28 protein-coding genes are annotated in these 25,360 nt (G+C 62.0%); 11 read left to right on the top strand and 17 right to left on the bottom strand.

Annotation, left to right across the window (positions count from 1 at the left end):
• The first annotated feature begins 221 nt into the window (after positions 1-221).
• The 3 genes from EN943_RS03730 to EN943_RS03720 all read left to right on the top strand — a co-directional run bounded on the left by EN943_RS03730 (position 222) and on the right by EN943_RS03720 (position 4,233).
• Positions 222-2,783 (top strand): FAD-dependent oxidoreductase, encoded by a 2,562-nt coding sequence (locus EN943_RS03730; RefSeq protein WP_127411557.1) that lies wholly within the window; start codon positions 222-224, stop codon positions 2,781-2,783.
• 94 nt (positions 2,784-2,877) lie between these two features.
• Complete coding sequence (locus EN943_RS03725; RefSeq protein ID WP_127411556.1) at positions 2,878-3,726, top strand: DUF1194 domain-containing protein; 849 nt, start codon at positions 2,878-2,880, stop codon at positions 3,724-3,726.
• Positions 3,727-3,891: 165 nt separating this feature from the next.
• Positions 3,892-4,233: a peptidase inhibitor family I36 protein gene (locus tag EN943_RS03720; RefSeq protein WP_127411555.1), complete on the top strand. Its 342-nt coding sequence runs from the start codon at positions 3,892-3,894 to the stop codon at positions 4,231-4,233.
• 37 nt (positions 4,234-4,270) lie between these two features.
• Here EN943_RS03720 and EN943_RS03715 read toward each other — a convergent pair whose 3' ends face one another.
• The 5 genes from EN943_RS03715 to EN943_RS03690 form a co-directional block, all read right to left on the bottom strand.
• Entirely contained in the window at positions 4,271-4,762 is a 492-nt protein-coding gene (locus EN943_RS03715; RefSeq protein WP_127317913.1) for a GNAT family N-acetyltransferase, read from the bottom strand.
• Positions 4,759-5,049, bottom strand: a complete 291-nt coding sequence (locus tag EN943_RS03710) for a DUF1778 domain-containing protein (RefSeq protein WP_027034749.1) — start codon at positions 5,047-5,049, stop codon at positions 4,759-4,761. The genes EN943_RS03715 and EN943_RS03710 overlap by 4 nt, the downstream gene beginning before the upstream one ends.
• Before the next feature lie 69 nt (positions 5,050-5,118).
• Positions 5,119-6,057: a GlxA family transcriptional regulator gene (locus EN943_RS03705; RefSeq protein ID WP_348625597.1), complete on the bottom strand. Its 939-nt coding sequence runs from the start codon at positions 6,055-6,057 to the stop codon at positions 5,119-5,121.
• Positions 6,058-6,403: 346 nt separating this feature from the next.
• Positions 6,404-6,538, bottom strand: a complete 135-nt coding sequence (locus EN943_RS38775; RefSeq protein ID WP_013531161.1) for a hypothetical protein — start codon at positions 6,536-6,538, stop codon at positions 6,404-6,406.
• Positions 6,539-6,878: 340 nt separating this feature from the next.
• On the bottom strand, positions 6,879-7,064 hold the full coding sequence (locus EN943_RS03690) for a hypothetical protein (protein WP_013531162.1): 186 nt from the start codon (positions 7,062-7,064) through the stop codon (positions 6,879-6,881).
• A gap of 221 nt (positions 7,065-7,285) precedes the next feature.
• On the opposite strand from EN943_RS03690, the gene EN943_RS03685 reads away from it, so the two are divergent.
• Positions 7,286-8,185, top strand: coding sequence for a LysR substrate-binding domain-containing protein (locus EN943_RS03685; RefSeq protein ID WP_127411553.1), 900 nt, complete (start codon positions 7,286-7,288; stop codon positions 8,183-8,185).
• Positions 8,186-8,212: 27 nt separating this feature from the next.
• On the opposite strand, the gene EN943_RS03680 is transcribed toward EN943_RS03685, so the two are convergent.
• The 10 genes from EN943_RS03680 to EN943_RS03635 form a co-directional block, all read right to left on the bottom strand.
• Positions 8,213-9,160 carry an alpha/beta hydrolase gene (locus tag EN943_RS03680; protein ID WP_127411552.1) on the bottom strand — a complete coding sequence of 316 codons (948 nt, stop codon included), beginning with the start codon at positions 9,158-9,160 and terminating at the stop codon, positions 8,213-8,215.
• 232 nt (positions 9,161-9,392) lie between these two features.
• A complete protein-coding gene (locus EN943_RS03675; protein ID WP_127411551.1) occupies positions 9,393-9,578 on the bottom strand; it encodes a hypothetical protein in 186 nt (61 codons plus the stop codon).
• 188 nt (positions 9,579-9,766) lie between these two features.
• Complete coding sequence (locus EN943_RS03670; RefSeq protein WP_127411550.1) at positions 9,767-11,917, bottom strand: ASKHA domain-containing protein; 2,151 nt, start codon at positions 11,915-11,917, stop codon at positions 9,767-9,769.
• The gene (locus EN943_RS03665) at positions 11,868-12,842 is read right to left on the bottom strand and encodes a methyltetrahydrofolate cobalamin methyltransferase (RefSeq protein ID WP_127411549.1); all 975 of its coding nucleotides are present in this window, start codon (positions 12,840-12,842) and stop codon (positions 11,868-11,870) included. The genes EN943_RS03670 and EN943_RS03665 overlap by 50 nt, the downstream gene beginning before the upstream one ends.
• 81 nt (positions 12,843-12,923) lie before the next feature.
• Positions 12,924-14,015 carry a methylenetetrahydrofolate reductase gene (locus tag EN943_RS03660; RefSeq protein ID WP_127411548.1) on the bottom strand — a complete coding sequence of 364 codons (1,092 nt, stop codon included), beginning with the start codon at positions 14,013-14,015 and terminating at the stop codon, positions 12,924-12,926.
• Positions 14,012-14,650 (bottom strand): methylenetetrahydrofolate reductase C-terminal domain-containing protein, encoded by a 639-nt coding sequence (locus EN943_RS03655; protein WP_127411547.1) that lies wholly within the window; start codon positions 14,648-14,650, stop codon positions 14,012-14,014. Before EN943_RS03655 ends, EN943_RS03660 begins: the two co-directional genes overlap by 4 nt.
• Positions 14,643-14,945: a virulence factor gene (locus EN943_RS03650; RefSeq protein ID WP_027034742.1), complete on the bottom strand. Its 303-nt coding sequence runs from the start codon at positions 14,943-14,945 to the stop codon at positions 14,643-14,645. The genes EN943_RS03655 and EN943_RS03650 overlap by 8 nt, the downstream gene beginning before the upstream one ends.
• 203 nt (positions 14,946-15,148) lie before the next feature.
• Positions 15,149-15,931, bottom strand: a complete 783-nt coding sequence (locus tag EN943_RS03645; RefSeq protein ID WP_127411546.1) for a formyl transferase — start codon at positions 15,929-15,931, stop codon at positions 15,149-15,151.
• A gap of 104 nt (positions 15,932-16,035) precedes the next feature.
• The gene (locus tag EN943_RS03640) at positions 16,036-16,611 is read right to left on the bottom strand and encodes a DUF4893 domain-containing protein (RefSeq protein ID WP_127411545.1); all 576 of its coding nucleotides are present in this window, start codon (positions 16,609-16,611) and stop codon (positions 16,036-16,038) included.
• Positions 16,612-16,723: 112 nt separating this feature from the next.
• Positions 16,724-17,353: a DUF1638 domain-containing protein gene (locus EN943_RS03635; protein ID WP_127411544.1), complete on the bottom strand. Its 630-nt coding sequence runs from the start codon at positions 17,351-17,353 to the stop codon at positions 16,724-16,726.
• Here EN943_RS03635 and EN943_RS38955 point away from each other — a divergent pair.
• A complete protein-coding gene (locus EN943_RS38955) occupies positions 17,339-17,557 on the top strand; it encodes a hypothetical protein (RefSeq protein WP_318011966.1) in 219 nt (72 codons plus the stop codon). The two genes, EN943_RS03635 and EN943_RS38955, sit on opposite strands and share 15 nt — an antisense overlap.
• An 88-nt stretch (positions 17,558-17,645) precedes the next feature.
• On the opposite strand, the gene EN943_RS03625 is transcribed toward EN943_RS38955, so the two are convergent.
• Positions 17,646-18,344 carry a B12-binding domain-containing protein gene (locus tag EN943_RS03625; protein WP_127411543.1) on the bottom strand — a complete coding sequence of 233 codons (699 nt, stop codon included), beginning with the start codon at positions 18,342-18,344 and terminating at the stop codon, positions 17,646-17,648.
• Positions 18,345-18,618: 274 nt separating this feature from the next.
• Here EN943_RS03625 and EN943_RS03620 point away from each other — a divergent pair, with 274 nt between their 5' ends.
• The 5 genes from EN943_RS03620 to EN943_RS03600 all read left to right on the top strand — a co-directional run bounded on the left by EN943_RS03620 (position 18,619) and on the right by EN943_RS03600 (position 23,881).
• The gene (locus EN943_RS03620) at positions 18,619-20,193 is read left to right on the top strand and encodes a trimethylamine methyltransferase family protein (RefSeq protein WP_127411542.1); all 1,575 of its coding nucleotides are present in this window, start codon (positions 18,619-18,621) and stop codon (positions 20,191-20,193) included.
• 89 nt (positions 20,194-20,282) lie between these two features.
• The gene (locus EN943_RS03615) at positions 20,283-20,978 is read left to right on the top strand and encodes a 4Fe-4S dicluster domain-containing protein (RefSeq protein WP_127411541.1); all 696 of its coding nucleotides are present in this window, start codon (positions 20,283-20,285) and stop codon (positions 20,976-20,978) included.
• 88 nt (positions 20,979-21,066) lie between these two features.
• Positions 21,067-21,744: a FadR/GntR family transcriptional regulator gene (locus EN943_RS03610; protein ID WP_127411559.1), complete on the top strand. Its 678-nt coding sequence runs from the start codon at positions 21,067-21,069 to the stop codon at positions 21,742-21,744.
• The gene (locus EN943_RS03605; protein WP_127411540.1) at positions 21,741-23,039 is read left to right on the top strand and encodes an MFS transporter; all 1,299 of its coding nucleotides are present in this window, start codon (positions 21,741-21,743) and stop codon (positions 23,037-23,039) included. The genes EN943_RS03610 and EN943_RS03605 overlap by 4 nt, the downstream gene beginning before the upstream one ends.
• 104 nt (positions 23,040-23,143) lie before the next feature.
• Entirely contained in the window at positions 23,144-23,881 is a 738-nt protein-coding gene (locus tag EN943_RS03600) for a dienelactone hydrolase family protein (protein WP_127411539.1), read from the top strand.
• A gap of 139 nt (positions 23,882-24,020) precedes the next feature.
• Here EN943_RS03600 and EN943_RS03595 read toward each other — a convergent pair whose 3' ends face one another.
• Complete coding sequence (locus EN943_RS03595) at positions 24,021-24,578, bottom strand: DUF308 domain-containing protein (protein ID WP_127411538.1); 558 nt, start codon at positions 24,576-24,578, stop codon at positions 24,021-24,023.
• Positions 24,579-24,718: 140 nt separating this feature from the next.
• On the opposite strand from EN943_RS03595, the gene EN943_RS03590 reads away from it, so the two are divergent.
• A complete protein-coding gene (locus EN943_RS03590) occupies positions 24,719-25,306 on the top strand; it encodes a TetR/AcrR family transcriptional regulator (RefSeq protein WP_127411537.1) in 588 nt (195 codons plus the stop codon).
• Positions 25,307-25,360 lie beyond the last annotated feature (54 nt).

The following is a 25,360-nucleotide window of genomic DNA, read 5'->3' as shown; positions in this document are numbered from 1 at the left end:
AGCTCAAGACATCGGGTTATCAGGTCGGCTTCCAGGCCGAGGACGTCTGGGCGTTTGCTTGAGTTAGCGTCCACCCCGAAAAGCGAACCGTCCAAGGCGCCCGACAGGAAGCATTCTGCCGTCTGGTCGCTCGGCTTTTTGCCAATGTCGCAAACAGGCTTCAATCGTCCTGCCGCTCCGCCCTATAGTCCGCCCGCTTTATCACTTTGGAGTCGCGGGCAATGGCAGAGTTTCCGAAAAAGGCGAAGGTCGTCATCGTCGGCCTGGGCGGTATTGTCGGGGCATCGATCGCCCATCACCTGATCGAACGCGGCTGGGACGATATTGTCGGCATCGACAAATCAGGCATCCCGACCGATATCGGCTCGACGGCGCACGCCTCCGACTTCTGCTACACGACCAGCCACGATTTCCTGTCCTGCTGGACGACGCTCTATTCCATCGATTTCTATGAGAAGATGGGCCACTACGCGCGTATCGGCGGCCTCGAAGTCGCGCGCGTCGGCGACGACAGCCGCATGGAAGAGATCAAGCGCAAGATCGCCTCGGCCAAGGCGTTTGGCACGCGCGCCCGGCTGATCGAGCCAGCCGAGATCAAGGAAAAATTTCCGCTCATCGAAGAAGCGATTGTCCAGGGCGGCCTGTGGGATCCCGATGCCGGTCTGGTCATCCCGCGCTCGCAGACGGTCGCCGGCAAGCTGGTCGACCAGGCGGAAGCCTCGGGCAAGCTCAAATCCTTCGCCAACACATCGGCCAAGTCGCTCGTCGTCAAGGACGGCCGCATATCAGGCGTGGTGACGGACCGCGGCACCATTGAGGCCGACTATGTCGTCGTCTGCGCCGGTATATGGGGCCGGCTGATCGCGGAGATGGTCGGTGAAGACCTGCCGGTCATGCCGATCGACCATCCGCTGACCTTCTTCGGTCCCTACAACGAGTTCGCCGGCACCGGCAAGGAGATCGGCTGGCCGCTGCTGCGCGACCAGGGCAATTCGGCCTATATGCGCGACACCGGTGATCCCAAGACAGCCGAGGGCGGGCAGATCGAATGGGGCTATTACGAAGAGACCAATCCGCGCCTTTGCCATCCGCGCGACCTCCTGGAGAAGGACCAGGCGCGGCTTTCACCGTCGCAGCGCGATCTCGACATGGAGCAGATCCTGGCGCCGCTCGAACGCGCCATGGAACTGACGCCGATCCTCGGCGAACTCGGCTACAACGAGAGCCATTCCTTCAACGGGCTTCTCCAGGTGACGGCCGATGGCGGCCCGTCCATGGGCGAAAGCCAGAAGGTGCGGGGCCTATGGTATGCCGTCGCCATCTGGGTCAAGGATGGTCCCGGCATGGGCAAGCTCATCGCCGACTGGATGACCGACGGCCGCACGGAAATCGACCATCACGCTATCGACTATGCGCGCTTCTATCCGCACCAGACCAAGGAGCAGTTCATCTGGGACCGCTGCACCGAGACGGCGATGAAGGTCTACAATCCGGCGGTGCATCCGCGCGAACCGTTCTCCAAGGCCCGCAACATCAGGCGCTCGCCGTTCTGGGAGCGCGAGAAGGAACTTGGCGGCTATTTCATGGAACTGGGCGGCTGGGAGCGCGCCCACGGCTATGCCGCCAACCAGCATCTCTTGGAAAAATACGGCAAACGCGTGCCGGTGCGTGCAAACGAGTGGGACAACCGCCATTTCTGGCGCGTCTCCAATGCCGAACACCTGGCCATGAGTGAGGATTGCGGCATCGTCAACCTGTCGCATTTCGCCATGTATGACATCGAAGGTCCCGACCATGTCGCGCTGCTGGAATGGCTGTGCGCGGCCAAGATCGGCGGCGACAACAACATCGGCAAGGGCATCTACACCCACTTCCTCGACGAGGAAGGCATGGTGCGCGCCGACTTTACCGTCATCCGCATGGCCGACCGCTGTCGTTTGATCGACGGCGCGGACGCTGGCCCGCGTGACTTCCAGTACATGCGCCGCACGGCACAGGACAAAGGTTTCGACGTCACCATCACCGACGTGACCGAGAAGTATGTGACCATCGGCATCTGGGGGCCGAACGCCCGGGCGACCTTGCAGAAGGTGGTCGAAAATCCGGATGGGCTTTCGCTCGAGAATTTCCCGTTCGCGGCGATCAAGCCGGTCAGGATCGTCGGCAAGGACGTCACTGCTTTCCGCATCTCTTATGTCGGCGAGCAGGGCTGGGAACTGCATATGCGCTATGAGGACGGTCTCGCTGTGTGGGACGCGCTGCGCTCGACTGGCGTGATGCCTTTCGGTGTCGAGACCTATGCCAACACCCGCCGCATGGAGAAGAGCCTGCGTCTGCAGAACGCCGACCTTCTGACCGAGTACAATCTGCTCGAAGCCGATCTCGCCCGTCCAAAGGTCAAGGAGAACGATTTCTGCGGCAAGGCGAAGCACGTCGAATACCGCGCCCGCGAGCACCAACCGGCCATGCTGTGCACGCTGGTGATGACCGAGAATGTCGATTCCAAAGGCGTTGCCCGCTATCCCGTCGGCACCATGCCAGTGATGGATCCGAAGACTGGCGAGACGTTGGTCGACGATCTCGGCCGGCGGTCCTTTACCACCTCGATGGCCTACGGCCCGACCATCGGCAAGAATATCGGTCTTGCCTATCTGCCGTGGGCGTACGCCCAGGAAGGCCGCAAGCTCACGATCGAGTATTTCGGTGAGACATATCCCGTCGAAGTGGCTGCGGTCGGCTACAAGCCGCTCTACGACCCGGAGAATTTAAAGCCGCGCAGCTGATTGTTGGCCGGCGCAAAGGGCATGAAGGCAAAAGCCTGGCCATCGGCCGGGCTTTTCTCTTTTTAAGTCGACGGTTTTCGCTTACCTTCGCGGCATGTCTGCTTTTGCCTGCGCAAGACATTTCCTTTCAGGCTGCGCCGCGTTCGCGCTGACGTTCTGGCTGGCGCCGGCGGCCCTTGCGGACGAACCGGTCGATGTCGAGCTGGTGCTGGCCGTCGATGTGTCGCTGTCGATGTCGCCGGAGGAGCTCGAGATCCAGCGTCACGGCTATGCAGCCGCCTTGACGCACGACAATGTGCTGCAGGCCATTGCCGATGGCGCCCATGGCAAGATCGCCGTCACCTATGTCGAATGGGCTGGCACCACCTGGCAGCGCGTCATCGTGCCGTGGACAGTAATCGCCAGCCGCACCGACGCGGAACGCGTGGTTGCGCAATTGTCGGCGCAGCCGCCGGGCAGCGCGCGGCGCACTTCGATCTCCGGCGCGCTGGAGTTCGGCAACGACCTGTTCGCCGAAAGCGGCTACCAGGGCACGAAGCGGGTCATCGACATTTCGGGCGATGGCCCCAACAACCAGGGTGCGCCGGTCAACCTGACCCGCGACGATCTGATCAAGCAAGGCATCGTCATCAATGGCCTGCCGCTGATGACGCGAGGCGGTTTTTCCGGCGCCTACGACGTCAGCAATCTCGATAGCTACTACAGCGACTGCGTCATCGGCGGACCCGGAGCCTTCATGATTCCGGTCAATGACTGGACGCAGTTTCCCGAAGCCATCCGTCGCAAGCTGGTGCTGGAACTCGCCGGCCCGGCCTCGCCGCAATGGGCGGCGGAAGAAGCCACGCATCCGCCGGTGGTATTGGCGCAGGACAAGCCCGCCACCGACTGCCTGGTCGGCGAGAAAATGTGGCGCAACCGCAGCTGGATGTTTGACAGCCGCTAAAGCTCTTCCCGTCGAGCGTGATCTTTGGCCCAAACCGACCCCATTCTTGCCCCGCTGCCTACCTGCTCGGGCTTACGCTCAGACTTGCCTCCGCGACCGAAGCAGTGGCAAACTGGCAAGGCCGCATGATCCAGCCAGGAGCGCGGCCAAACCGAGGAAACGCCGATGAGACGTCTTGCCATCCTGACCGCAGTCGCGTCGATGCTTTATGCCGACGTCGCCAGCGCCCAGTACAATCAGGCTGCCTGTATCATGTTCGAGAACGGGAATTTTCGCGGGCGGTCCATCGGCATGGGTGCCGAGGACTCCGTAAATTTTCGTGGCGGCCAGTTCTGGAATGACCGTGTGTCGTCGGTGATCGTTCGCCGCGGCTGCACGCTCGTGGCCTATGAGGATTCTCGGATGGGCGGCCGCTCGATCGAGATCACGCGCAGGATCCGCAATTTGGGTGGCACTGACTGGAACGACCGTATCTCCTCGGCGGAATGCACCTGCGACGACTACTGAGGTTCAGGCGGCGGAGCGCAGACCGGTTACGTGTGCCTCAAAGGTTCCGTAAATCCTTTACAAGCACATAGAGGTGTAGCGGGTCGGTTGGGGATTGAATGAAACCATAACGCTCGTAAAAGGCGCGGGCGTTGTGATCCTTGGCATGTACGGTCACCGCGCGAATGCCTGCAATGTCAGCCGCCTGCAGGCTGCGCAGGATGGCATCGCGCAGCATTCCGCCGCCAACGCCTTTGCCCTGCCAGTTCAGGCTGACCGCGAGACGCGCCAGCAGCATTATCGGAACCGGATGGCGCGCAAGGCCTTTCGTCAATCGCTCGGGCGCACCATCATAGGCGACTTCACCAACCACGAGCGTATAGAAGCCGACCACATCTTCGCCGGAGAGACCAATATAGGTTTGCGAAGCATTTGCTTGCTGGTTTTGAAGTGCGTACCTGGCGAGAAACCTATTGAGCGGCAGCTCGCCGCAATCGAACACATCCACCAGATGCGTGCGAGCCAGTTTCTCGATACGAAACCGGCTCACGCCGGATCGCGGCCGGAAAAGATGCTCGGTTCACTCAGCAGGCGCTTCAGGCGCGGAAGATCTCGCGTGGGGGCATCCAGCGCCGCCATGAACGCAGCCCATTTTTCTGCGTCGAGGGAGAAGCTGTGTCGGTCCGCCAGTGTTTCCTCGGCGCGCCCAAGTGCACTTTCAAGGACAAAATCACTCAGCGAACGGCGTTCAACGGCGGCTGCGGTCGCGAGCGTCCGCTTTGCTTCGACGGTAAGACGCAAGTCCAGTTTTTCGGATCGAGTCGTTCTCGTGGTCATGTGACACCTTTCGGCAGAAGGATATCACATTTTGCCAGACAATGTCATGACAATCTAAGGGGTATCGGATCAGGCCGCCAGCAGCTGCTTGCGGTCGACGCGCTCCTGCTGCGGCGAGCGGGCGTAGAGTTCTCGGTAGCATTTGGAGAAATGCGAGGCCGAGACGAAGCCGCAGGCGACCGCCACCTCGACCACCGGCATCGACGACTGGATCAAGAGATGCCTGGCGCGGTCGAGCCGGATTTCGAGATAATAGCGGGCGGGGGAGCGGCCCATCTCGGTGCGGAACAGCCGCTCGATCTGGCGGCGCGACAGGTCGACATGGTCGGCGATCTCGATCAGTGACAGCGGCTCCGACAGATTGCCCTCCATCAGTTCGATGATGGTCAGCACTTTCGAGTTCTGGACGCCGAGGCGGGCGCGTAGTGGCAGGCGCTGGCGGTCGGTGGGGCTGCGCACACGGTCGGTCAGCACCTGCTCGCAGACGCGGTTGACGAGGTTTTCGTCAAAGTCGTCGCCGATCAGCTTCAGCATCATGTCGAGTGCGGCGGTGCCGCCGGCGCAGGTGTAGATGTTCTGGTCGATCTCGAAGAGGTCGGCAAAGACATTGGCCTTCGGGAACGCCTCGGAAAAGCCCGGCAGGTTCTCCCAGTGGATGGCGCAGCGCTTGTTGGACAACAGGCCGGCGGCGGCGAGGATATGCGCGCCGGTGCACAGGCCGCCGACGGCGACGCCGCGATTGTATTCCTCGCGCAGCCAGGCGAAGGCGGACTTGTTCTGATAACGCTCGACATTGATGCCGCTGCAGACGATGGCCATGTTCGGCCGGTCGGGGCCTGCCATCTTCTTGCGCTCGTCCTCGAGCGAGGTGTTGACCGCGCATTCGACCCCGTTCGAGGCGCGCACCGGCTTGCCGTCGATGCTGGCGAGGCGCCAGCGATAGGCCTCGTAGCCGAGCATGCGATTGGCCGAGCGCAGGGGGTCGAGCGCGGTCGCAAAAGCGATCATGGTGAAATCGGGAATAAGGAAGAATACAAACGATCGCTTGATCGGATGCTTTACGGCGTTCAAGGGAACCTCACACAGCCATGACGCGAACAGGATGTCGCGAATAGCATAGCGACATCAGGAAAAACCATGTCTGTCAATCGGCTACGCCGCTACGACGAGATTAAATTTGCGACATGGGTCGCAAATGGGCAATCGGCGTGCAGCGAGCCCTGGAAGTGGCACGAACTGTTCAAGGGACGAGCAACGTACGGTATGCGCGCAGAACAAAAACGCCGCCTTGGCCGGAGCCGGGCGGCGTTACAGGTTTAAAGCAGCGGCAGGGATGCGCTGCCCCTAAAAATCTTCAGGCAACGAAGCCGAGGCGCGCCGCATTCATCGCGCCGGTCTGGCCGGGCATGGTGTTGGCAAGACGCTGACGCTCGAGAGCGGTGGTCAGGTTCATTTCGCGGCGGGCAAAGAGGCGTGCAAAAAGCTTCATAATCATCTCCATTCGGTTGCTCAGACGGGTCGCCTTCGCTTGATGGAGTGGGGCAGCTCGTTTGCTGGCGTTGATATAGGCTTGTGTAAGCAGAAACTAAATCGCAAAAGCGAAGCGCTTGATATGAAATGCGACATCGATTGCGACAGATTTGGGCACGGTGCCCAAAATTTACGATTATTTACAAGGCATTAATTGGAAGCAGGAGCTGCTATGCGGCTTTCTCATATGCGTCATGCGCCGGCGGCATGGCTCCAAAAACTCATTTGAATACAAATGAAACAAAGAAGGCCTGCCGGGCGGGCTGCGCGGCAGGCCTTCAGCACATGGTACACACGATCTACTTTGCTCCAGCCCAGGATCCGATGCCATTGCGAGTACCGGTCTTGGTGTCGGAAGCTTCAGGCCAGCCGATATCTTTCTGCAGTTCGATCGGGAGGGAGCGGATGGCGCGTTCGGTCTGGTAGCGGGCGCGGGCCGCGCTGAATTCGGTCGCGATGCGGCCGAGGGACGACAGGATAGACATTTCATTCTCCCTTGGTGGCTGGCGGGTGCCAGACAGCGAGCTGGTTAAGTCGGGTTTGTTTCAACTTCATTTCGTGTCGAATGCAGGTCTGTGTCGTGGTCGTTTCATGGCTGCTTGTGGCAGCAACCTGCTTCGATGGAGTTGACTATCCTCTCAATCTGATGTTCAATCAAACGAAATGGAATGATGCTTTGTATCAGAAAAATTGAAGGTCGGCTCCAATGAACGCCCCGCTCAATCATCCGCTGCCACTGCTCGATCTCGATGTTTTGCGCACTTTCGTGGCGATTGCCGAGACCGGCAGCTTCACCACTGCGGCCAATGCCGTCTTCCGCACACCGTCGGCCGTCTCCATGCAGATCAAGAAGCTGGAGGACATTCTCGGCCGCTCGGTGTTCGCGCGCGACGCCCGCTCAGTGTCGCTGACCACGGACGGCGAGATGCTGCTCGGCTATGCCCGCCGGCTGCTGTCGATCAACCGCGAGGTGGTGTCGAAATTCATCATTCCCGAGATTGTCGGTGTGGTGCGGCTTGGTTCGCCGGACGATTACGGTGAGCGCGTGCTGCCGCATGTGCTGAAGCGTTTCGCGCAGTCGCATCCGTCGATCGCCGTCGACGTCACCATCGACCAGAGCAGCAATCTGCGCCGGCGCATGGACGACCGGGCGCTGGACATCACGCTGTTGACCAATTCCTACAAGACCAGCGCGCTCGGCGCCGAGGTGCTGCTGACCGAGCCGATCGTCTGGGCCGGTGCCAAGGGCGGCTCAGCGCATCTGCGCGAGCCCTTGCCGGTGTCGCTTTGGGAAGAGGGCTGCGCCTGGCGCGCCGGAGCGCTCGACGCGCTTGGCCGCGAGGGCCGCAACTACCGCATCGCCTATATGAGCGCGCACACGGCCGGCCAGCGCGCCGCGATCATGTCCGATCTCGCCGTAGCGCCGCTGCCGAAGTCGTTCCTCGGCAACGACATGGTCGAGCTCTGCCCGAAGGACGGCATGCCCGATATCGGCACCTACAATCTGGCGATGGTGGTGGCGCCGGATGCCAGTGCCCCGGTCAAGGCGGTCGCCGACCACATCCGCGCGACCTTCGAAGTCTTCCGGGAAACCGGCAAGTTCTGAGCGGCTGGTAAGGACGATACTATAGAGCTACTCCGCCGCTTCGGCGGGGCGCTCTTCAGGCCTTATTCTCGTGTCTTGCACGATCCGGCTCTCTCCCAGAAACGCGACGATGCGCTCGCGGGCGCGTCGGGCTTCCGGCATGTCGATCAGCGGCCAGACGTGGAACATGCCTTCCTCATAGACAAGATCGATTTCAACGCCGGCGGCGCGCGCCTTCTCTGCGAAGATCAGATTGTCGGGGGTCAGAAGATCGCGCGAGCCGGTCAACAGCAGCGTTTTCGGCAGCACCGACAGATCGCCGTAGACCGGGCTGATATGCCAGTCGCTGGGATCGATGCCGGCACTGTACAGACGAATTGCCTCTCGTCCCCCAGCTATGCCCAGCCAAGGGTCGTTGCGTTCCGCCTCGAACACTGCGGGATTGGTGAGCGACACGTCGAGACCCGGCGAAATGAGCACATGCCGCGACGGCAGGGGCAGTCCTTCTTCGGCGGCCATCATGGTCAGGACCACAGCCATATTGCCGCCGGCGGAATCCCCCATGAAGACGATGTCTTCGGCCTCCGTCTCCGCGAGCATTTGCCGATAGACCTCGCCAACCATTCCGAACATGGCGTGGAAATCGTGTTCGGGGGCGATGGGATAGATCGGGACAGTGACGCCGTAGCCCAGCCGATCCGCCATCTCGGCGATCAGGTGCCAATGATAGGGCGTGATTTCAAAGACATAGGCGCCACCGTGCAAGTAGAGAATCCGCTTCTGTTCGCCGGACTTGGGTGGGATTTCGTAGACGGGGAAGCCATTGACCGTGTGCATCTCGATGTCGAGACGCTGGTGCAGCGAGGCGGGCGGCCGGTGGTTCTCGGTCTTGCGCGCGGCCGCGATCCAGCGCTGCAGATTTTCCGGACTGGCAAATGCCTGCTTGCGGCTGTGCCGCAGGACGAAGGACACGACATGGCTTTTCAAACTTGGCATGCGAATACACGAACTTCGGCCAAAGCCGACTAAGAGAACCCCCTAAATCGAAAGATCGTGCCGTGGCTGAAAATGTCAAGATTTACGCCCGCGTCTACACGGCGGTGTGATCCGCGCCCCAGTGGTCAGCGGCGCGGCAGAAGTGCGGCACGCAGCCGGTTTCTGGTGGTCGCCGGGGACACGCGAGATCCCCGGCGCATGCCGAGCAATTTGCATTTGTCGGCGAAGGTCATCAGCGAGCGGCGCTCCAGATCGTGTTGATGAGTGCAGTCTTTTCGCTGGATCTCGGCGGCACCGGCCAGCCGATGTCCTTCTGGATTTCAGGCGGCAGGCTGTTCAGCAGGCGCCGCGCCTTGCTGCGGTCGTGAGCATTCTTGATGGCCGCGCCATAGCGGCCGAGGCTTTCGAGCATCGACATCGTTCTCTCCCTTGGAGCGTGCGGCGGCTGAAAGATATTTCCCTGCCTGCCGTTCGATGCCGGTTGAATGCGCCTGCCATGTATCTGGCGAATTTCACGAAAACAGCGCTTTGGTTTCCGGATCAAGCGATCCGGAAACATTTGCACGCAAATGAGTTTGGAAAGGAGGCGGCCGGGGGCGCGGCTGCTTATTCCCGTCCACGCCTGGCGGCATGGCCTTCGCGCGAACGCCGTCGCGGAGCGGCGTCGCCGGCAGCGCCATCCTCGCTGACCGTCTTGCGCGGCGGCAGTTTCACCGCGGCCGACAGTTTAGGGAACGGATCGACCTTGTTGGGCAGCGCCATGGCGTAGACGAAATGCTCCTGGAATTTCGGTTCCAGCGCCGTCTCGATCTTCTCGATCTTGCTGACCGTGTCCTCGATCTCGCGGCGATAGCCGCGGTTGAGCAGGGCCATGCGCGCGCCGGCGCCGGCGGCGTTGCCGACGGCCGAGACCTTGTCGAGGTCGCAATCCGGGATCAGGCCTAGCACCATGGCGTATTTCGGATCGATGAAGGAGCCGAAGGCACCGGCGAAATGGATGCGGTCGACATGCTCGGTGTTCTGCTTTTCCATCAACAGCTTGGTGCCGGCATAAAGCGCTGCCTTGGCAAGCTGGATGGCGCGCACGTCGGTCTGGGTGATGGTGATCTTCGGCCCATCTTCCGTCAATGCGGCGGAGCCCTCCTTCAGCACATAGGAGAAGGTGCGGCCATTGGCGGTGACACGCGGCGAGCGGGCCGAAAGTCCGCCGTCGATGACGCCGTCCTCGGAAATGATACCGGCGAGATACATCTCCGCAACCACTTCGATGATGCCGGAACCGCAGATGCCGGTGACGCCGGTCGCCTGCACGCTCTCCAGGAAGCCCGGCTCGTCGGACCACAGCTCAGAGCCGATGACGCGGTATTTTGGTTCAAGCGTATCGGGATCGATGCGCACGCGCTCGATGGCGCCGGGCGCCGCCCGCTGGCCGCCGGAGATTTCGGCGCCCTCGAAGGCAGGGCCGGTGGGCGAGGAGGCCGCAACCACCCGCTGGCGATTGCCGAGTACGATCTCGGCATTGGTGCCGACATCGACGATCAGCATCATCTCATCCTGGCGATGCGGGCCTTCCGACAGCGTCACCGCCGCTGCGTCCGCACCGACATGGCCGGCGATACAAGGCAGCATGTAGAGCCTGGCGCCCTGGTTAAGCTTCAGGCCGATGTCGGATGCCTTGATATGCACAGCGCCCGACACGGCCAGCGCAAAGGGCGCGCCGCCAAGCTCGGTCGGATCGATGCCGAGGAACAGATGGTGCATGATCGGATTGCCGACGAAGACGCTGTCCAGGATGTCGTTGCGCTGGACATTGCCTTCGGCGCAGACCTTGTCGACCAGCCCGGAGACTGCCTCACGCACGGCAACCGTCATGCCTTCACGGCCGTCAGGATTCATCATCACATAGGAGACGCGGCTCATCAGATCCTCGCCGAAGCGGATCTGCGGGTTCGAGGTGCCCGACGAGGCGGCGACGCGGCCCGACAGCAGCGACACCAGATGCATGGCAATGGTGGTCGAGCCGATGTCGCAGGCCAGCCCATAGGCTTCGTTCTTGAGGCCGGGCCACAGCGCCACGACGCGCGCGGTCTCTGAGTCGGCATCCTTGTAGATGGCGGCGGTCGCGGTCCAGTTGCCCTTGCGCAGGATGCCTTGCACCTGCGGCAGCAGATAAAAATCGAAATCGAGGCTTTTCAAACCCCAATCGTGCATCAGCGCGATCTTCAGGCGGTCGAGATCGCCAAGCGGCTTGTGCATGTCGGGTTCTTCGATCTCGACATAGCACATGCGGATCGCTGCATCGCGGGCGATCACCCTGGTGTCGGCATCCTTCCGGATGGTCTGCGCGTTGATGACCGTATCCTGCGGCACGTCGATGACGAGGTCGCCGAGGATCTGCGCCGAGCAGGAGAGGCGGCGCCGCTCGGGCAGGCCGCGGACGCGCTCGTATCGCTCTTCCTTGGCGCCCTTGGGCGTGATGTGGTCGTTGGAGGAGGTGATCTTGTGCTTGGCGAAATTGCCTTCCTGCACTTCGATCTGGCAGCGTCCACAGGTGGCGCGTCCGCCGCAGACGCTTTCGACATAGACGCCGAGCTGGCGCGCGGCGTCTAGCACGGGCGTTCCGACTGGAAAACGCCCGCGCTTGCCCGACGGCATGAACAGCACGAGCGGATCGGTGATGTTTGCAGGTGAATTCACGATTGCGCGCTTATCCTCGGCCCATCCGGGCTTCACGGCCGCCACGGCGGCGACCGCCATTGCCGGCGCCGTCGCCCGGCGCATTGACCTGCGTCGGGGCGGCAACGGCCTGGCCGCCTTCGGCCGGCTTGTAGTCCTTGTAGGTGCGGATCCAGTTGGTGCAGTTCTCGTCGGTGCCGTTCAGCACATTGGCGCCGCGCACGGCTTCCATTTCCTGCGGACGCACCGGGTTCATGATGGCAGAGGTCATGCCGGCGCCGATCACCATCGGGATGAAGGCGGCGTTGATGCCGTGGCGATGCGGCAGGCCAAACGAGATGTTGGACAGGCCGCATGTGGTGTTGACCTTGAGCTCTTCGCGCAGGCGGCGCAGCAGCGCGAACACCTGGCGGCCGGCGTCGCCCAGCGCGCCGATCGGCATCACCAGCGGATCGACGACGACGTCATGCGCCGGAATGCCGAAATCGGCGCAGCGCTGCACGATCTTCTTGGCGACGGCGAAGCGCACGTCCGGATCCATGGAAATGCCGGTCTCGTCGTTGGAGATGGCGACGACAGGCACGTTGTACTTCTTGACCAGCGGCAGGATGGCTTCGAGCTTTTCTTCCTCGCCAGTGACGGAGTTGACCAGCGGCCGGCCCTTGGCGACCTTGAGAGCGGCTTCGATCGCGGCGGTGACCGAAGAGTCGATCGACAGCGGCAGGTCGACCAGCCCTTGCACGATCTCCAGCGTCTGCACCAAAAGGCCGGGTTCGGTCTCGTTCGGATTGACCGAGGTGACGCCGGCGTTGACGTCGAGCATGGTGGCGCCACAGGCTGCCTGCTCGAGCGCGTCCCTGATGACGGTCTCGAAATTGCCCGCGATCATCTCGGTGGCCAGCTTCTTGCGGCCGGTCGGGTTGATGCGTTCACCGATCACGCAGAACGGCTGGTCGAAGCCGATGATGATTTCTCGTGTCGCCGAAGCGACGATGGTACGGGTCATGAATTCTCTCCGCCGTGATATAAAGATTTCTTTATATCGTTGTCTGATTTCGTTCAAGCGAATGGGTGGCCGTCCGCGCCGTCAGTGCGCGGTCTTCACCATGTCCACCTGCGTTTCGGTAATGTCGTCGTGCAAGATGCTGTCGAGCCGGTCGGCGACAAGCTGATCATCGCGGCGGATCTCACGTTTCCATGGCTGGCGGCCCTTCAGCACGCCCGATTCATCGACGATCTCGGCGACATATTCCTCCTGCCGGTAGGCCATCACATGGACGCCGGAAACGCCGGATATTTCCTTCACCTCGTTGATGATGTCGATGCAGAGCTGCTTGCCTTCCTTTTTCTGGTCCTGGGCGCCTTCCAGCCGCTTGATGACAGAATCGGGAATATGAATGCCCGGCACGTTGGAGCGGATCCACTTGGCCGTCTTGGCCGAGGCGAGCGGGCCGACGCCAACCAGGATGAAGCATTTTTCGGTGTAGCCGAGGTCGCGCACCTTCTGCATGTAGGTGCGGAACATCGGCACGTCGAAGCAATACTGGCTCTGTACGAATTGCGCGCCGGAGGCGATCTTCTTGCCCAGCCGATGCGGACGGAAGTCGATCGGCGGAGCGAACGGATTGATCGCAGCTCCGAGGAAAAGCTGCGGCGGCGTCGTCAGCTTGCGGCCGGACAGGAACTTGCCATGGTCGCGCATGATGCGGCAGGTTTCCAGGAGCGACATGCAGTCGAGGTCGAACACCGGCTTGGCGCCGGGCTGATCGCCGGCCTGCACGCCGTCGCCGGTCAGGCACAGCATGTTGGCGACGCCCATCGCGGCACCACCCAGCACGTCGCCCTGGATGGCGATGCGGTTCTTGTCGCGGCAGGCGATCTGCATGATCGGCGCATAGCCCATGCGGGTTAAAAGCGCGCAGATGCCGACCGAAGACATGTGGCAATTGGCGCCCGAAGCGTCGACGGCGTTGATGGCGTCGACCCAGCCGTCGAAAATCTTCGCCCGGTTGTAGACGTCCTCGGGATCGGCACTATCGGGTGGGTTGAGCTCGGTCGTCACCGCGAACTCGCCGCGCCGAAGCACGCGTTCCAGCCGGCCGCGCGAGGTGTGGCCGGGCAGGGGTTCGAGCGGCAGATCGATGCCGGCCGGGTTCTCATCGCGCTGACGTCCGATCATGCCGACGCCCCGGTGTTTGCCGCGCCATTCTTGGCGGCAGCGGCGGCTTCGCGCGCGGTGGCCGCCTGCGCGGTCACCCGCAGCCAGGCCGAGGTTTCGCGCAGCGACTGATCGACCGGCTTCTGCACGGTCAGGATCCTGTCGCTATGCACCATGTTCTGCGAGCCTTCCCAGGCCTTGACCCATACGCAGGGCATATCGGGCTCGACCTCGCAATTGCCGTTGGCGCGGACGCCGCCGCAAGGGCCGTTGCGCAATTGCTTGGGGCAGTTCATGGGGCACGACATGCCGGTCGACGACAAGATGCACTGGCCGCACATGCGACAGTCGAACATGAAGCCCTTGACGCGTTTTTCGACGAATTTGATCGGTCCTTCGACGCGGCCGTAGCCGATGCCCTTCCATAAGGGATGGAGGAGCAGGAACATGTCGGCGAATTTGGCGTAGAACCATTCGAGCAACCGCGAATGCCTGACCGACCACAGCCGGACCGCGAAGGAACGCTGCACGCGCCGCTGCGGCGATACGTCGGCCGGCTTGTAGTCGGATTTCGGCGCTGCCTTCTTGACCAAAGTGGCCTGGGTAACAGGCTGGACAACCCTTTGGCCCTCCTTGGCAGGAACGGTTTCAGACATTTTCTTTGCCGCCCGCCTTGACCAGAGCGACCAGCCGCTCGCGGTCATATTTCGTGTCGATGTCGTTGAACGCCTTCTCGACTTCGGCTTCGAGGTCGTCGCCGACCGGAATGGGATCGGCCTTGCGCCATTCGGCCAGATAGTCGTCGGTGCCGCCGGCGCCGGTGCGCATGGCGCACATGTCGATCGCCTCGGTGAAGCGCAGCGGCAGTTCACGCTTGGCGTTCTGCCTGCCCTTCTTGACGATGATCTGGGCAGGGATGTCGCGCCAGTAGACGACGATCAGATCGGCCATGAATTCTCACTCCTCGATATCGGAGCATTGCCGCAAGCGCAGTGGGGCCGCTTGTTATGGGACGACGCGCGCGCATTCAAAAGCGACGCATTTCGATGTCGTAAAATGAAAGGTGCGTTTATTCGTTTGCGGCGTCCGCTGGCAGCAGGCTCGATGCGCCCGAAAGGCCGGCGCGCGGCATGTCGTCTCGGACGAAAAACGCGCTACCAGATGCCGGTTCTCAGGCCAGTCCAGAGGTAGAACCAGATCGTCGGATGATACCACAGTTTCGAAGGCAGGCCGGGATCGATCGTCGTGAGTTTTCCAGCCAGAGCATCGCTGATGGCCTCCACGCAGATGTCGCGCGAGAACGCCGTCTGGCGTAGCGCGTGACTTGAGATGGTGTCGCCTTTTTTCGATCCGCCGCGCGCCTGCTTCAGCACGCCACCAGTGTCGACGCCAGCGTCGACGAGGTGGACAGTCGTGCCGAAATTCTGCGCATCGCCTGATACTAGAGCCCAATAGCCGCCATTCATGCCGCGATATTTCGGCGTGATGCCCGCATGGTAGTTGAGCACCGGGCAGGGCATTTGGCTCAGCATCTCAGCCGAGATTAGTCGGCAACCGTTGAGCAGCACAACGCCTGGCCGGATCTTCTGGATCGCCTGCAGGCACTCAAGCCCATTGGCCGAGGCTACTTGGATGATCTCCTGGCCTAGTCGCGGCTCAACCTCCAGCTTCTCCTCGGCAATCAATCGTGCGCTATGGCTGGCCAGGAACCGCTTGCCCAACCTGCTCAGCACCATCGTGCCAAGCTGGCCCATGGCGGAGATCCAGCCCTGGCGGCGAGCCCGGCCACGCAGCAATTGCTTTTTGGATTCAGGGGTTTCGAGGATGACGCTGACAGGACCAACGCGATCGGCGATTGCATTGATCATAGCCCAGACATGCTGGCCACCTCCGGTGACGACCACGATCGGACTTGCACTGGATCTTGCTGCTGCCATGGATCCTGCCCCCTCCAAGCAACCCGTTCTCGACAATGGACGGGATGCTAGGGTGTCCGGGTTAATCCTTGGTGATCAGCGGTGATCAGCTCTTCGATACACGGTCAGCGTTTGAATTCGATGATATCGAGCTTCGATTCATAGTAGGGCGCCGGGAATTCGATGCGCCATTCCTTGGCGCTGTTGCGGAAGGCGTAGCCGACCTGGTCGGTTTGCGGGCCGCTGCCATAGGGCTTTGCCGGATCATCGTTGACATAGAAGGAGCCGAGATAAATCGCGCGTTTCTCGCCATCGTCGAAGAAACGGCCCTTGGTGCGCTGCGAGCCGCTGATCTTTTCCAGCCGCCAGCCGGAACCGTCGTCGGTCACCTTGCACTTGAACCAGCCATAGATGACGAGCGGCAAAGGTCCGCCGGCCTTGATGGTGCGGCACTGCCAGTTGCCGATCAGGTCCTTGTCGGAAAAGGCCACCAACGGCTTTGCCAGCAGGGCATCGAGTTGCTTGACCTCGGCCGGGTTACCTGCCTTCGCCTCGGCAAGGGCTGTCTTGCGGGTCTCGCCATAATTGTCGAGCCGCGTCTTGTCGGCTGGGGTGATGAGTTTCTGTATCTCGCCGTCGGCATGAGCGGGCAGGGCTAAACAGAGGAGGCCGAGTGCAGCTATCAAGAGGCGAGGGGTCATCGGTGCGTTTCCATGTTCGAATGGCTGGCAGCCTGTTTGCTTGTGACGCACAACTTACCTATTCACAGCGGCCTGTCATCCAGGCTTGAGCCATCGCGGGTCAAGAATTGCTTCAGGCGCGTGCAGCTGCATGCGCCAAGCCCGCCGTCAGGTCGCCATAGCCCGTGGCGCGGCGTTCGTAGACGAGACCGAGCATTTTGGCAGCCTTTTCGGCCACCTTGTCGAGTTCCGGGTCATTGGTCTGGGCCAGATAGATCAGCTTCTCATAGTTGCCGAAATAGTCCTTGATCAGCTCCGGGTGCTTGTCGAGGCCGAGCGGCTTCATGAAGAAAGCGTCGAACTGCCGGCAGAGGAAGTCGGTCATGTAGAACGACATCATGTCGTCGTCGGCGATCTTTGCGTAGGTATCCATGCCTTGGTAGAAGGCAAAGCAGTGCGGGCCGGCCATGCGCTCGACGCCATGCTTTTCGCAGATACGATCGAGCCGGCCGCCGGTGCCGCAATCGGCATAACCGACGAAGATGTTGGTATAACCTTCCGCTTTGGCCTTTTCGATTGCCTTGTCCATGGCCGGAGCGATGCGGTCGGGATAGAAATGGAATTCCGCCGGCAGGCAGGTCAGGTCGAGGTGATCCAGTCCGAGCTGTTCCTTGACGGCCAGAACTTCACGCGCAATCATCCCGCAGGCGATGACGAGCAGCCTGTCGTCTTGATTCGGTTTCGTTTTTTGCGTCTTGGCCATGGAACCAGTCGAGCGGCCTTCGTTGTTGTGGCGCTAATTTATCTGTTGAGGGAGACACCGTCCATGAAACTGCTACGCATCACGCCGATTGCCATCCTGGCCTGCGCCTTGGCCCTCGCGGCTTGCGCGAACACCGTCCGCGGCGTCGGCAGGGATGTCAAATCGACCGCCAAGGCGGTCGAGGACACCGTCACCAAACCCTGATCCGCGCGCGGCCTTCTCCGTCATTTGGGAACAAAAAAGCCGCGCTGCAAGGCGCGGCTTTTCCTGTTGTCCACGCCGAAGTGGCCAATCAGGCCGAAGCGCGCACATTGTGCTTGCGCTTCATGTAGTCCTTGGCGGTCTCGCCCGCCACCGCCGCGTCACGGCAATAGGCATCGGCGCCGACGGCCTTGCCGAATTCCTCGTTCAGCGGCGCGCCGCCGACCAGCACGACATAGTCGTCGCGAATGCCCTTTTCCTTCATCGTGTCGATGACGACCTTCATATAGGGCATGGTCGTGGTCAGCAGTGCCGACATGCCGATGATGTCGGGCTGGTGCTGTTCGATCGCATCGAGATATTTCTCGACCGCATTGTTGATGCCGAGGTCGATGACGTCGAAGCCGGCGCCCTCCATCATCATGCCAACGAGGTTCTTGCCGATGTCGTGGATGTCGCCCTTGACGGTGCCGATGACCATCTTGCCCTGCTTGGGCGCGCCGGTGGCGGCGAGCAGCGGGCGCAGGATGAACATGCCGGCCTTCATCGCGTTGGCCGAAAGCAGCACTTCGGGAACGAACAGGATGCCGTCGCGAAAATCCTCGCCGACGATGCGCATGCCTTCGACCAGCGCTTCCGTCAGCACTTTATAGGGCACCCAGCCGCGCTCGAGCAGGATGTTGGTGCCTTCCTCGATCTCTTCCTTCAGCCCGTCATAGAGATCGTCGTGCATCTGCTGCACCAACTCGTCATCGGAAAGTTCGGAAAGGATGATCTCGTCGTCGGACATTTGTATCGAGCTCCTGCCGGCATCGCGACCATGTCGCAAGGCACACATCTTCGCGTTCATACCTAACCCGCTGAGGGCATGTATCCATAGCTGATTTGCGACTTCCCGCAAAAGGAAAGCGACCGTAACTCTCTTGGAATTCTTGTCGATTTTGCGACAGGCGTTGGCGCTGGCGGGCCGTTTCGAATAGGGTGCATGGCTACGATCTGGCAAGAAGCGGCGAGAGGCAGCCGCTATGGATTCCAGACAAGAACAGATTCAGGGAAGAACCATCATGAGCGAACACGCGGCAGTCGATCAGGAAGCGTCCAACGCGCGACGTGGGCGCGGCGCCAGTGGCGGGGCTGCCGCGCGGCGGGCCGCACGTTCGGGCGGCGGTCCGGGCGCGCAGCTCACCTACATCAAGCGCAAGATTAACGTTTACGAGGTGTTGGACGAGGAAGGCCTGGCGCTGATCGAGAAGAACACCGACACGGTGCTCGAGGAGATCGGCATCATCTTCCGTGATGACGCGGAAGCGCTGCAACTGTGGAAAGAGGCCGGCGCCGACGTCAAGGGCGAGCGCGTGCACTTTCCCAAGGGGCTGTGCCGCTCGCTTCTGAAGACCGCGCCGTCCGTCTACACTCAGCATGCGCGCAATTCCGAGCGCTCGGTGCAGATCGGCGGTAATGCCACCGTGTTCGCGCCGGTCTACGGTCCGCCCTTCGTGCGTGACCTCGATGGCGTCAGGCGTTACGCGACGATCGAGGATTTCCAGAATTTCGTGAAGCTCGCCTATATGGCGCCGTCGATCCACCATTCGGGCGGCACGGTGTGCGAGCCGGTCGACGTGCCGGTCAACAAGCGCCACCTCGACATGATCTACAGCCACATCAAATATTCCGACAAGCCGTTCATGGGTTCCGTGACCGCGCCGGAACGTGCCGAAGACACCGTCGCCATGGCCAAGATCGTGTTCGGCGACGACTTCGTCGAGAACAACACGGTGCTGACCAGCCTGATCAACGCCAACTCGCCAATGGTGTTCGACGAGACCATGCTCGGCGCGCTGAAGGTCTATGCGCGCCACAACCAGGCCTGCATTGTCACGCCGTTCATCCTTGCCGGCGCGATGAGCCCGGTGACGGTGGCCGGCACGCTGACGCAGGTTCTGGCCGAGGTGCTGGCCGGCGCGTCGTTCACGCAGCTGATCCGGCCGGGCGCGCCGGTGCTGTTCGGCACCTTCGCCTCGTCGATCTCGATGCAGTCGGGCGCGCCGACCTTCGGCACGCCGGAGCCGTCGCTGGTGTCCTATGGCGCCGCACAGCTGGCGCGGCGTCTCGGTCTGCCGTTCCGTACCGGCGGTTCGCTTTGCGCGTCGAAGGTTCCGGATGCGCAGGCGGCCTATGAAAGCGCCAACACGCTGAACTCGACCATCCTGGCCGGCACCAACTTCGTGCTGCATTCGGCCGGCTGGCTCGAGGGCGGGCTGGCGTCCTGCTACGAGAAATTCATGATGGACATCGATCAGCTCGGCATGACGCAGAAATTCTCAGAGGGCGTCGACCTGTCGGAGAACGGCCAGGCGATGGATGCTATCCGCCAGGTCGGGCCGGGCAGCCACTATCTCGGCTGCGACCACACCCAGGCCAATTTCCAGACCGCCTTCTATCGCTCCAACATTGCCGACAACAATTCCTACGAGCAGTGGCTGGCCGAAGGCGAGAAGACCGCGCCGCAGCGTGCCAACGATCTCGCCCGCCGCTGGCTGGAAAGCTACGAGGCGCCGTATCTCGATCCGAGCATCGACGAAGCCTTGAAGGACTTCATCGCCAAGAAGAAGGGGTCGATGCCCGACGCCTTCACTTGAAAGGAGCCCGAATCAGGCGGGGCTAAAGTCGCCAACATCATCCACAAGGAAGTCTGGCGGAGCGCGTTCTCCGATCCGGTCAAGAAGGAATGATTGCGCCTGCCGGCAGCGTTGACGGCATTGCTGCGGCGCTCCTTGCCAACGGCCTTGTTCTTCGGGGCGGTTTCAATTTTACGCCAGGCGAAGCGCCGCCAACGGGATCGCCGGGTGCGCCGGCAGCGGCCGTTCTGCTGGTGGGGCAGGCGGGTGCTGCACCCTGGCCGCATTTCCTCCGTTGGTGGGAGCAACAGCCACAGGCAATCGCCAATCCGCTCGACACATGGTCGCGCGGAGTGATCGGCGCCGTGGCGGAGGCATTCGGGGCGCGGGCCGTTTCGCCTTCCGACAAGCCCTATCTGCCGTTCCAGCAATGGGCGATGCGGGCGGAGGGGCTGAAGCCGTCGCCGCTCGGCATCCTCATGCATCCGCAATACGGGCTCTGGCACGCCTATCGCGGTGCGCTGCTGTTCGACGACGAGCTTTCGGTTCAAGCCGTCGAGCCGGGGCCTCATCTTTGCGACACCTGTATCGAAAAGCCCTGCCTGAAATCCTGCCCGGTCGACGCCTATTCCGCGCAAGGGTCCGCCTATCAATCCTGTCTGGCGCATGTGCGGGGGGCGAATGGCGAACCGTGTCGCAGCGGCGGCTGTCTCGACCGGAATGCCTGTCCTTATGGCACGGCCTATCGCTACCCCCCGGAGGTCCAGGCGTTTCACATGGCAAGCTTTGCGGCGGTGGACGGCTGATCGAAATGCAGCCCTGATCCAGGTAGTAGCTTGACGTCTGATGGCAGCGGGCCTATTCATCAAGTCATCTGATGACTTGATGAATAGAATGCAACCCGCCACCAGAACCAATCTCACCGACAGCGCCACCAGCAGCCTGCGTGCCGAGATCGTCAGCGGCCGCTGGGGCGTCGGCGAGCGTATTCCCAATGAGGCAGCCCTCACCGATCTTCTGTCGGTCAGCCGCGGCACGGTGCGCGAGGCGGTGCGGGTGCTGGTCTCGCAGGGATTGCTGGATACGCGCCAGGGGTCGGGTACATATGTGCGCTCTGCCGTCGATACTTCTGCCGCGCTCGACCGGGTCAAGCGCAGCGGCCTGCGCGATCAGTGGGAGGCGCGGGCGGCGCTGGACCTCGAGGCCGCGAGGCTCGCCGCCTTGCGTCACACGCCAGCCGACCTCGAGCGGATACGGCAATTGCTTGCTGCGCGCGGCACTGTCGCCGAAAGCGGAAGCGAAGCCTTCATCCACCGCGATCTCGCCTTCCACAAATCCGTCGTCGCAGCGTCCGGCAACAAGGCAATGATGGAGCTCTACGACTTCTTCACCGCCGCCATCACAGAGACTATCCATGCCACCCTCGACGGTGATCTGCCCGAACCGGACCACCAGGCGCATGCAGCAATCGTCGACGCCATTGCCGCGAGCGATCCCGAGCGCGCCGTTGCCGCCGTCCGCGCCTTCATGGCGCCGGTGCTTGCCCAACTTGAAAGACTGCTTTCGCAATGAACCAGAGTTTTCGTCAGCCTGACCCGAAGGCCGAGGTCATGGAGGGTCTGGAACTCATCGATGCCGAGGCCGACAGCCTGCCCATGCCGCAGCCGCCTGAACTGCGCAGCCGTGCGGCGCGCATCGTGCTTGGCGCGAGCCTTGTGCTGATCGCCTTCAGTCTGCGGCCGCTATTTTCGAGCCTGTCGGTGCTGCTGCCCGAAGTGATGCAGGCAACCGGGCTGTCGACGACGGGCGCCAGCCTGCTGACGACGCTGCCCGTCCTGTGCCTCGGCCTGTTCGCACCCTTCGCACCGAGGCTTGCTCAGCGCTATGGAGCCGAGCGCACCTTGCTCGGGGCGCTCGCCTTGCTGGTGCTGGGAACCGGCCTGCGCTGGTTCGGCACGGTTCCCTTGCTGTTTGTCGCCACCTTCCTGGCCGGCGGCGCCATTGCCATCGGCAATGTGCTGCTGCCTGGCCTGGTGAAGCGCGATTTCGCCGACAGGGCCGCCGTCATGACCGGGCTCTACACCATGGCGCTCTGCGCCGGCTCGGCCGCTGCCGCCCGCTTCACGCTGCCGATCGAGCATTTTGTCACCGGTTCATGGTCCGGGGCACTTGCTGCCTGGGCGGTGCCCACACTGGTCGTGCTTTTGATCTGGATTCCGCAGGCGCTGGGCAGCCGTCGGCAGGTCAGTCATCGCGGCTTTCGCGTCGTCGGTCTCTGGCGCGATCGCCTGGCCTGGCAGGTGACGCTGTTCATGGGCCTGCAGTCGGCACTTGCCTATTGCATCTTCGGCTGGCTGGCGCCGATCCTGCGCGAACGCGGTTTCGATGCGGCCACCGCCGGCGCCATGGTTTCGGTGTCGGTGATGGCGCAGGTCATCACGTGCCTTGCCGTGCCGTCCTTCGCGATGCGGCTGAAGGACCAGCGCGGCATCAATGTGGCGCTCGTTGCCACCGCGGTGATCGCGCTGCTCGGCATTCTCTTTGCTCCGACCTCGACGGTGCTGTTCTGGGCAATCCTGCAAGGCATCGGGCAGGGTGGCCTAATCGCGGCTGCCATGAGCCTGATCGTGCTGCGTTCGCCGGATTCGCATGTCGCCGCGCATCTTTCAGGCATGGCGCAAGGCGTCGGCTATGTGCTGGCGGCCTTCGGCCCGCTGCTGGTGGGCCTGATCCGCGACTGGACCGGCAGTTTTTCGGGAACGGCGTTCCTGTTCGTCGTGCTCGGGCTTGGCGTAGCCATTATGGGGCTCGGTGCCGGCCGCGCGCTGCATGTGGGTGCACGGACCGTGCGAGAAGGCGAGCAATAGCGCCACGCAATCCTGCACGAAATGTTGACTGCCGGGTTCAGGGAACGCCTTGCCGTATAGGCTTGCGCGGCTATGTATCGCGCATCAGTCGAACGGAGCGGGCGATGACGAAACACGACCTTCAGATCAAGACCAGGGATGGTGTTGCCAATGCCGGGCTTTTCCGCTCGGCAAACGCATCTCCTGCCAAGGCCGGCGTCATTCTCTATCAGGATGCCTTCGGCCCGCGGCCGGCGCTCGACGGTATGGCCGAGCGGCTGGCGAATGAAGGTTATGCGGTGCTGGTGCCCGATCTGTTCTACCGCAATGCGCCTTACGGGCCGTTCGACGCCAAGACCGCCTTCGCCGAGGAAAAGACCAAAATTCCGCTGATGGCGCTGGTCACCGGCACGACGCAGGAGATGACCATCCGCGACAGCGGTGCATTCCTCGATGCACTCGCTGCCGAGGGCATCACCGGGCCGATCGGCACCGTCGGCTATTGCATGGGCGGCGGTCGATCATTGAATGCGGCTGCAACCTATCCCGAACGGATAAAAGCGGCCGCAAGCTTCCATGGCGGCAATCTGGCCAGCGACGCCGCCGACAGCCCGCATCGCAAGGCTGCCTCCATCAAGGCGCGCGTCTATGTCGGCATGTCGGGTGTCGACAGAAGTTTCCCGCCGGAACAATCGATGCGATTGGAGGAAGCGTTGCGGGTTGCGGAAGTCGACCACGTCATCGAGAACTATGCCGGCATGGCGCATGGCTGGTGCGTGCCCGATCATAGCGTTTTCAATGCCGCGGGGGCCGAACGCCACTGGAAGCGATTGACGACGCTGTTCGCAGAGACGCTGATCTAAGGTCAGCGGTCGCGCCCCAGAGCAGGACGCTACGCGTCTTGAACCAGAACGGCAGCCGATGCGGCAAAGAGTGAGCGATGCTTGCCCTTTCGACGGCGGCAGATGACTGTTCACCTTGCCGCCGCCGGATCGGCTGCGCCTAGGCGTTTGCCTTGCGATAGGCTGCGACGACAAGCCAAATTGCGGAAAGCAGAAAGTAAAACGCACCGAACCCGGCATAAGGGGCGATGTCCAGAATCGTCGGCACAGCCGTGCCGAGGGATCGGCTGATCATGAAGCCGCCGGCGAGGGCCGACTGCGCACCACTCAGGATCATCGCCCATTGTGCGCCTTGGTAGCGCCAACGCTTTAGTCCCGTGTTCAGCTGCAGCAGGCCCGAGAGGATCGCCCAAACCCCAAACACGACCAGAACGGCATACATGCCGTTGGCGACCGCCACGATGACGGCGAGCGCTGTTATCAGGCTGACCACGACATTCAATGCCTGGGACGAGTTGGCCTTCAGGCCGCCATTTACCTTGGCGTCGACCAGATTGGCGAGGGCGTCCCATGCGGGGTAGATCACGAGCAGAAGCGCGGTGGGACCGGGTTGCCCGTTGAATAGGATGGCGGCAGCAACCCAGGCGATAGAAAATATGGCGCGTGCGAAATAATAGGATCGTAGCCATCCGGACTGGGTGAAAGACTGGTTTTGCATCGGCAGGTTTCCTTATTGCTGTCTACCTATCAGTAGGTAGGCAAAGCCTTTGAGTCAACCCGATGTCGGGACACGTCCCTGTGAGAATCGGGAACGATGCACAACCTTGACAATTTGCCTACCAGAAGGTAGGCAGCGACATGAAATCAATGGCTTCGACTTCAGAAAAGATTCTCGATGTCGCGCAGTCTCTCATCGTCGCGGGAGGCTACAACGGGTTCAGCTATGCCGATATCTCGGCTGCCATCGGCATCAGGAAGGCGAGTATCCACCATCACTTTCCGACGAAGGCCGAGTTGGTTTCGGTGTTGGTGGATCGTTACAGGCGGCAGGCCGAAGCGGGTTTGGAATCTCTCCGGGGAGAACTCTCAAGCCCTGCTGAACAACTGCAGTCCTATCTGAACTATTGGCGGACATGCATTCGCGATGCCTCGCCGTCGTTCTGCGTCTGCGCGATGCTCGCCGGCGAGATGCAGATGCTGCCGGAAGAGGTCGCATCACGCGTTCGTGCCCATTTCCAAAATCTCGCGGAATGGCTTACGTCGGTGCTGCAGGCTGGAATGGAGCAGGACTTGTTCCGCTTGAACAATCGGCCGGAGGAGGAGGCCCAGATGCTGATGGCATCGGTTCATGGGGCAATGCTGTCCGCGAGGGCTTTCAGCGATCCCGGGTTGTTCACCACAATCGTCACCCCCCAGATCACCAGGCTGCTGGGACGGGATTGCTAGAAAACCATCGAGCCAAAGTGGTACCAGGCAGCACAAGTGGCGCGCCCCAAAATG

Source organism: Mesorhizobium sp. M7A.F.Ca.US.006.01.1.1 (assembly GCF_003997935.1).
Lineage (GTDB): Bacteria > Pseudomonadota > Alphaproteobacteria > Rhizobiales > Rhizobiaceae > Mesorhizobium.
This window is presented reverse-complemented; position numbering and strand designations above follow the sequence as displayed.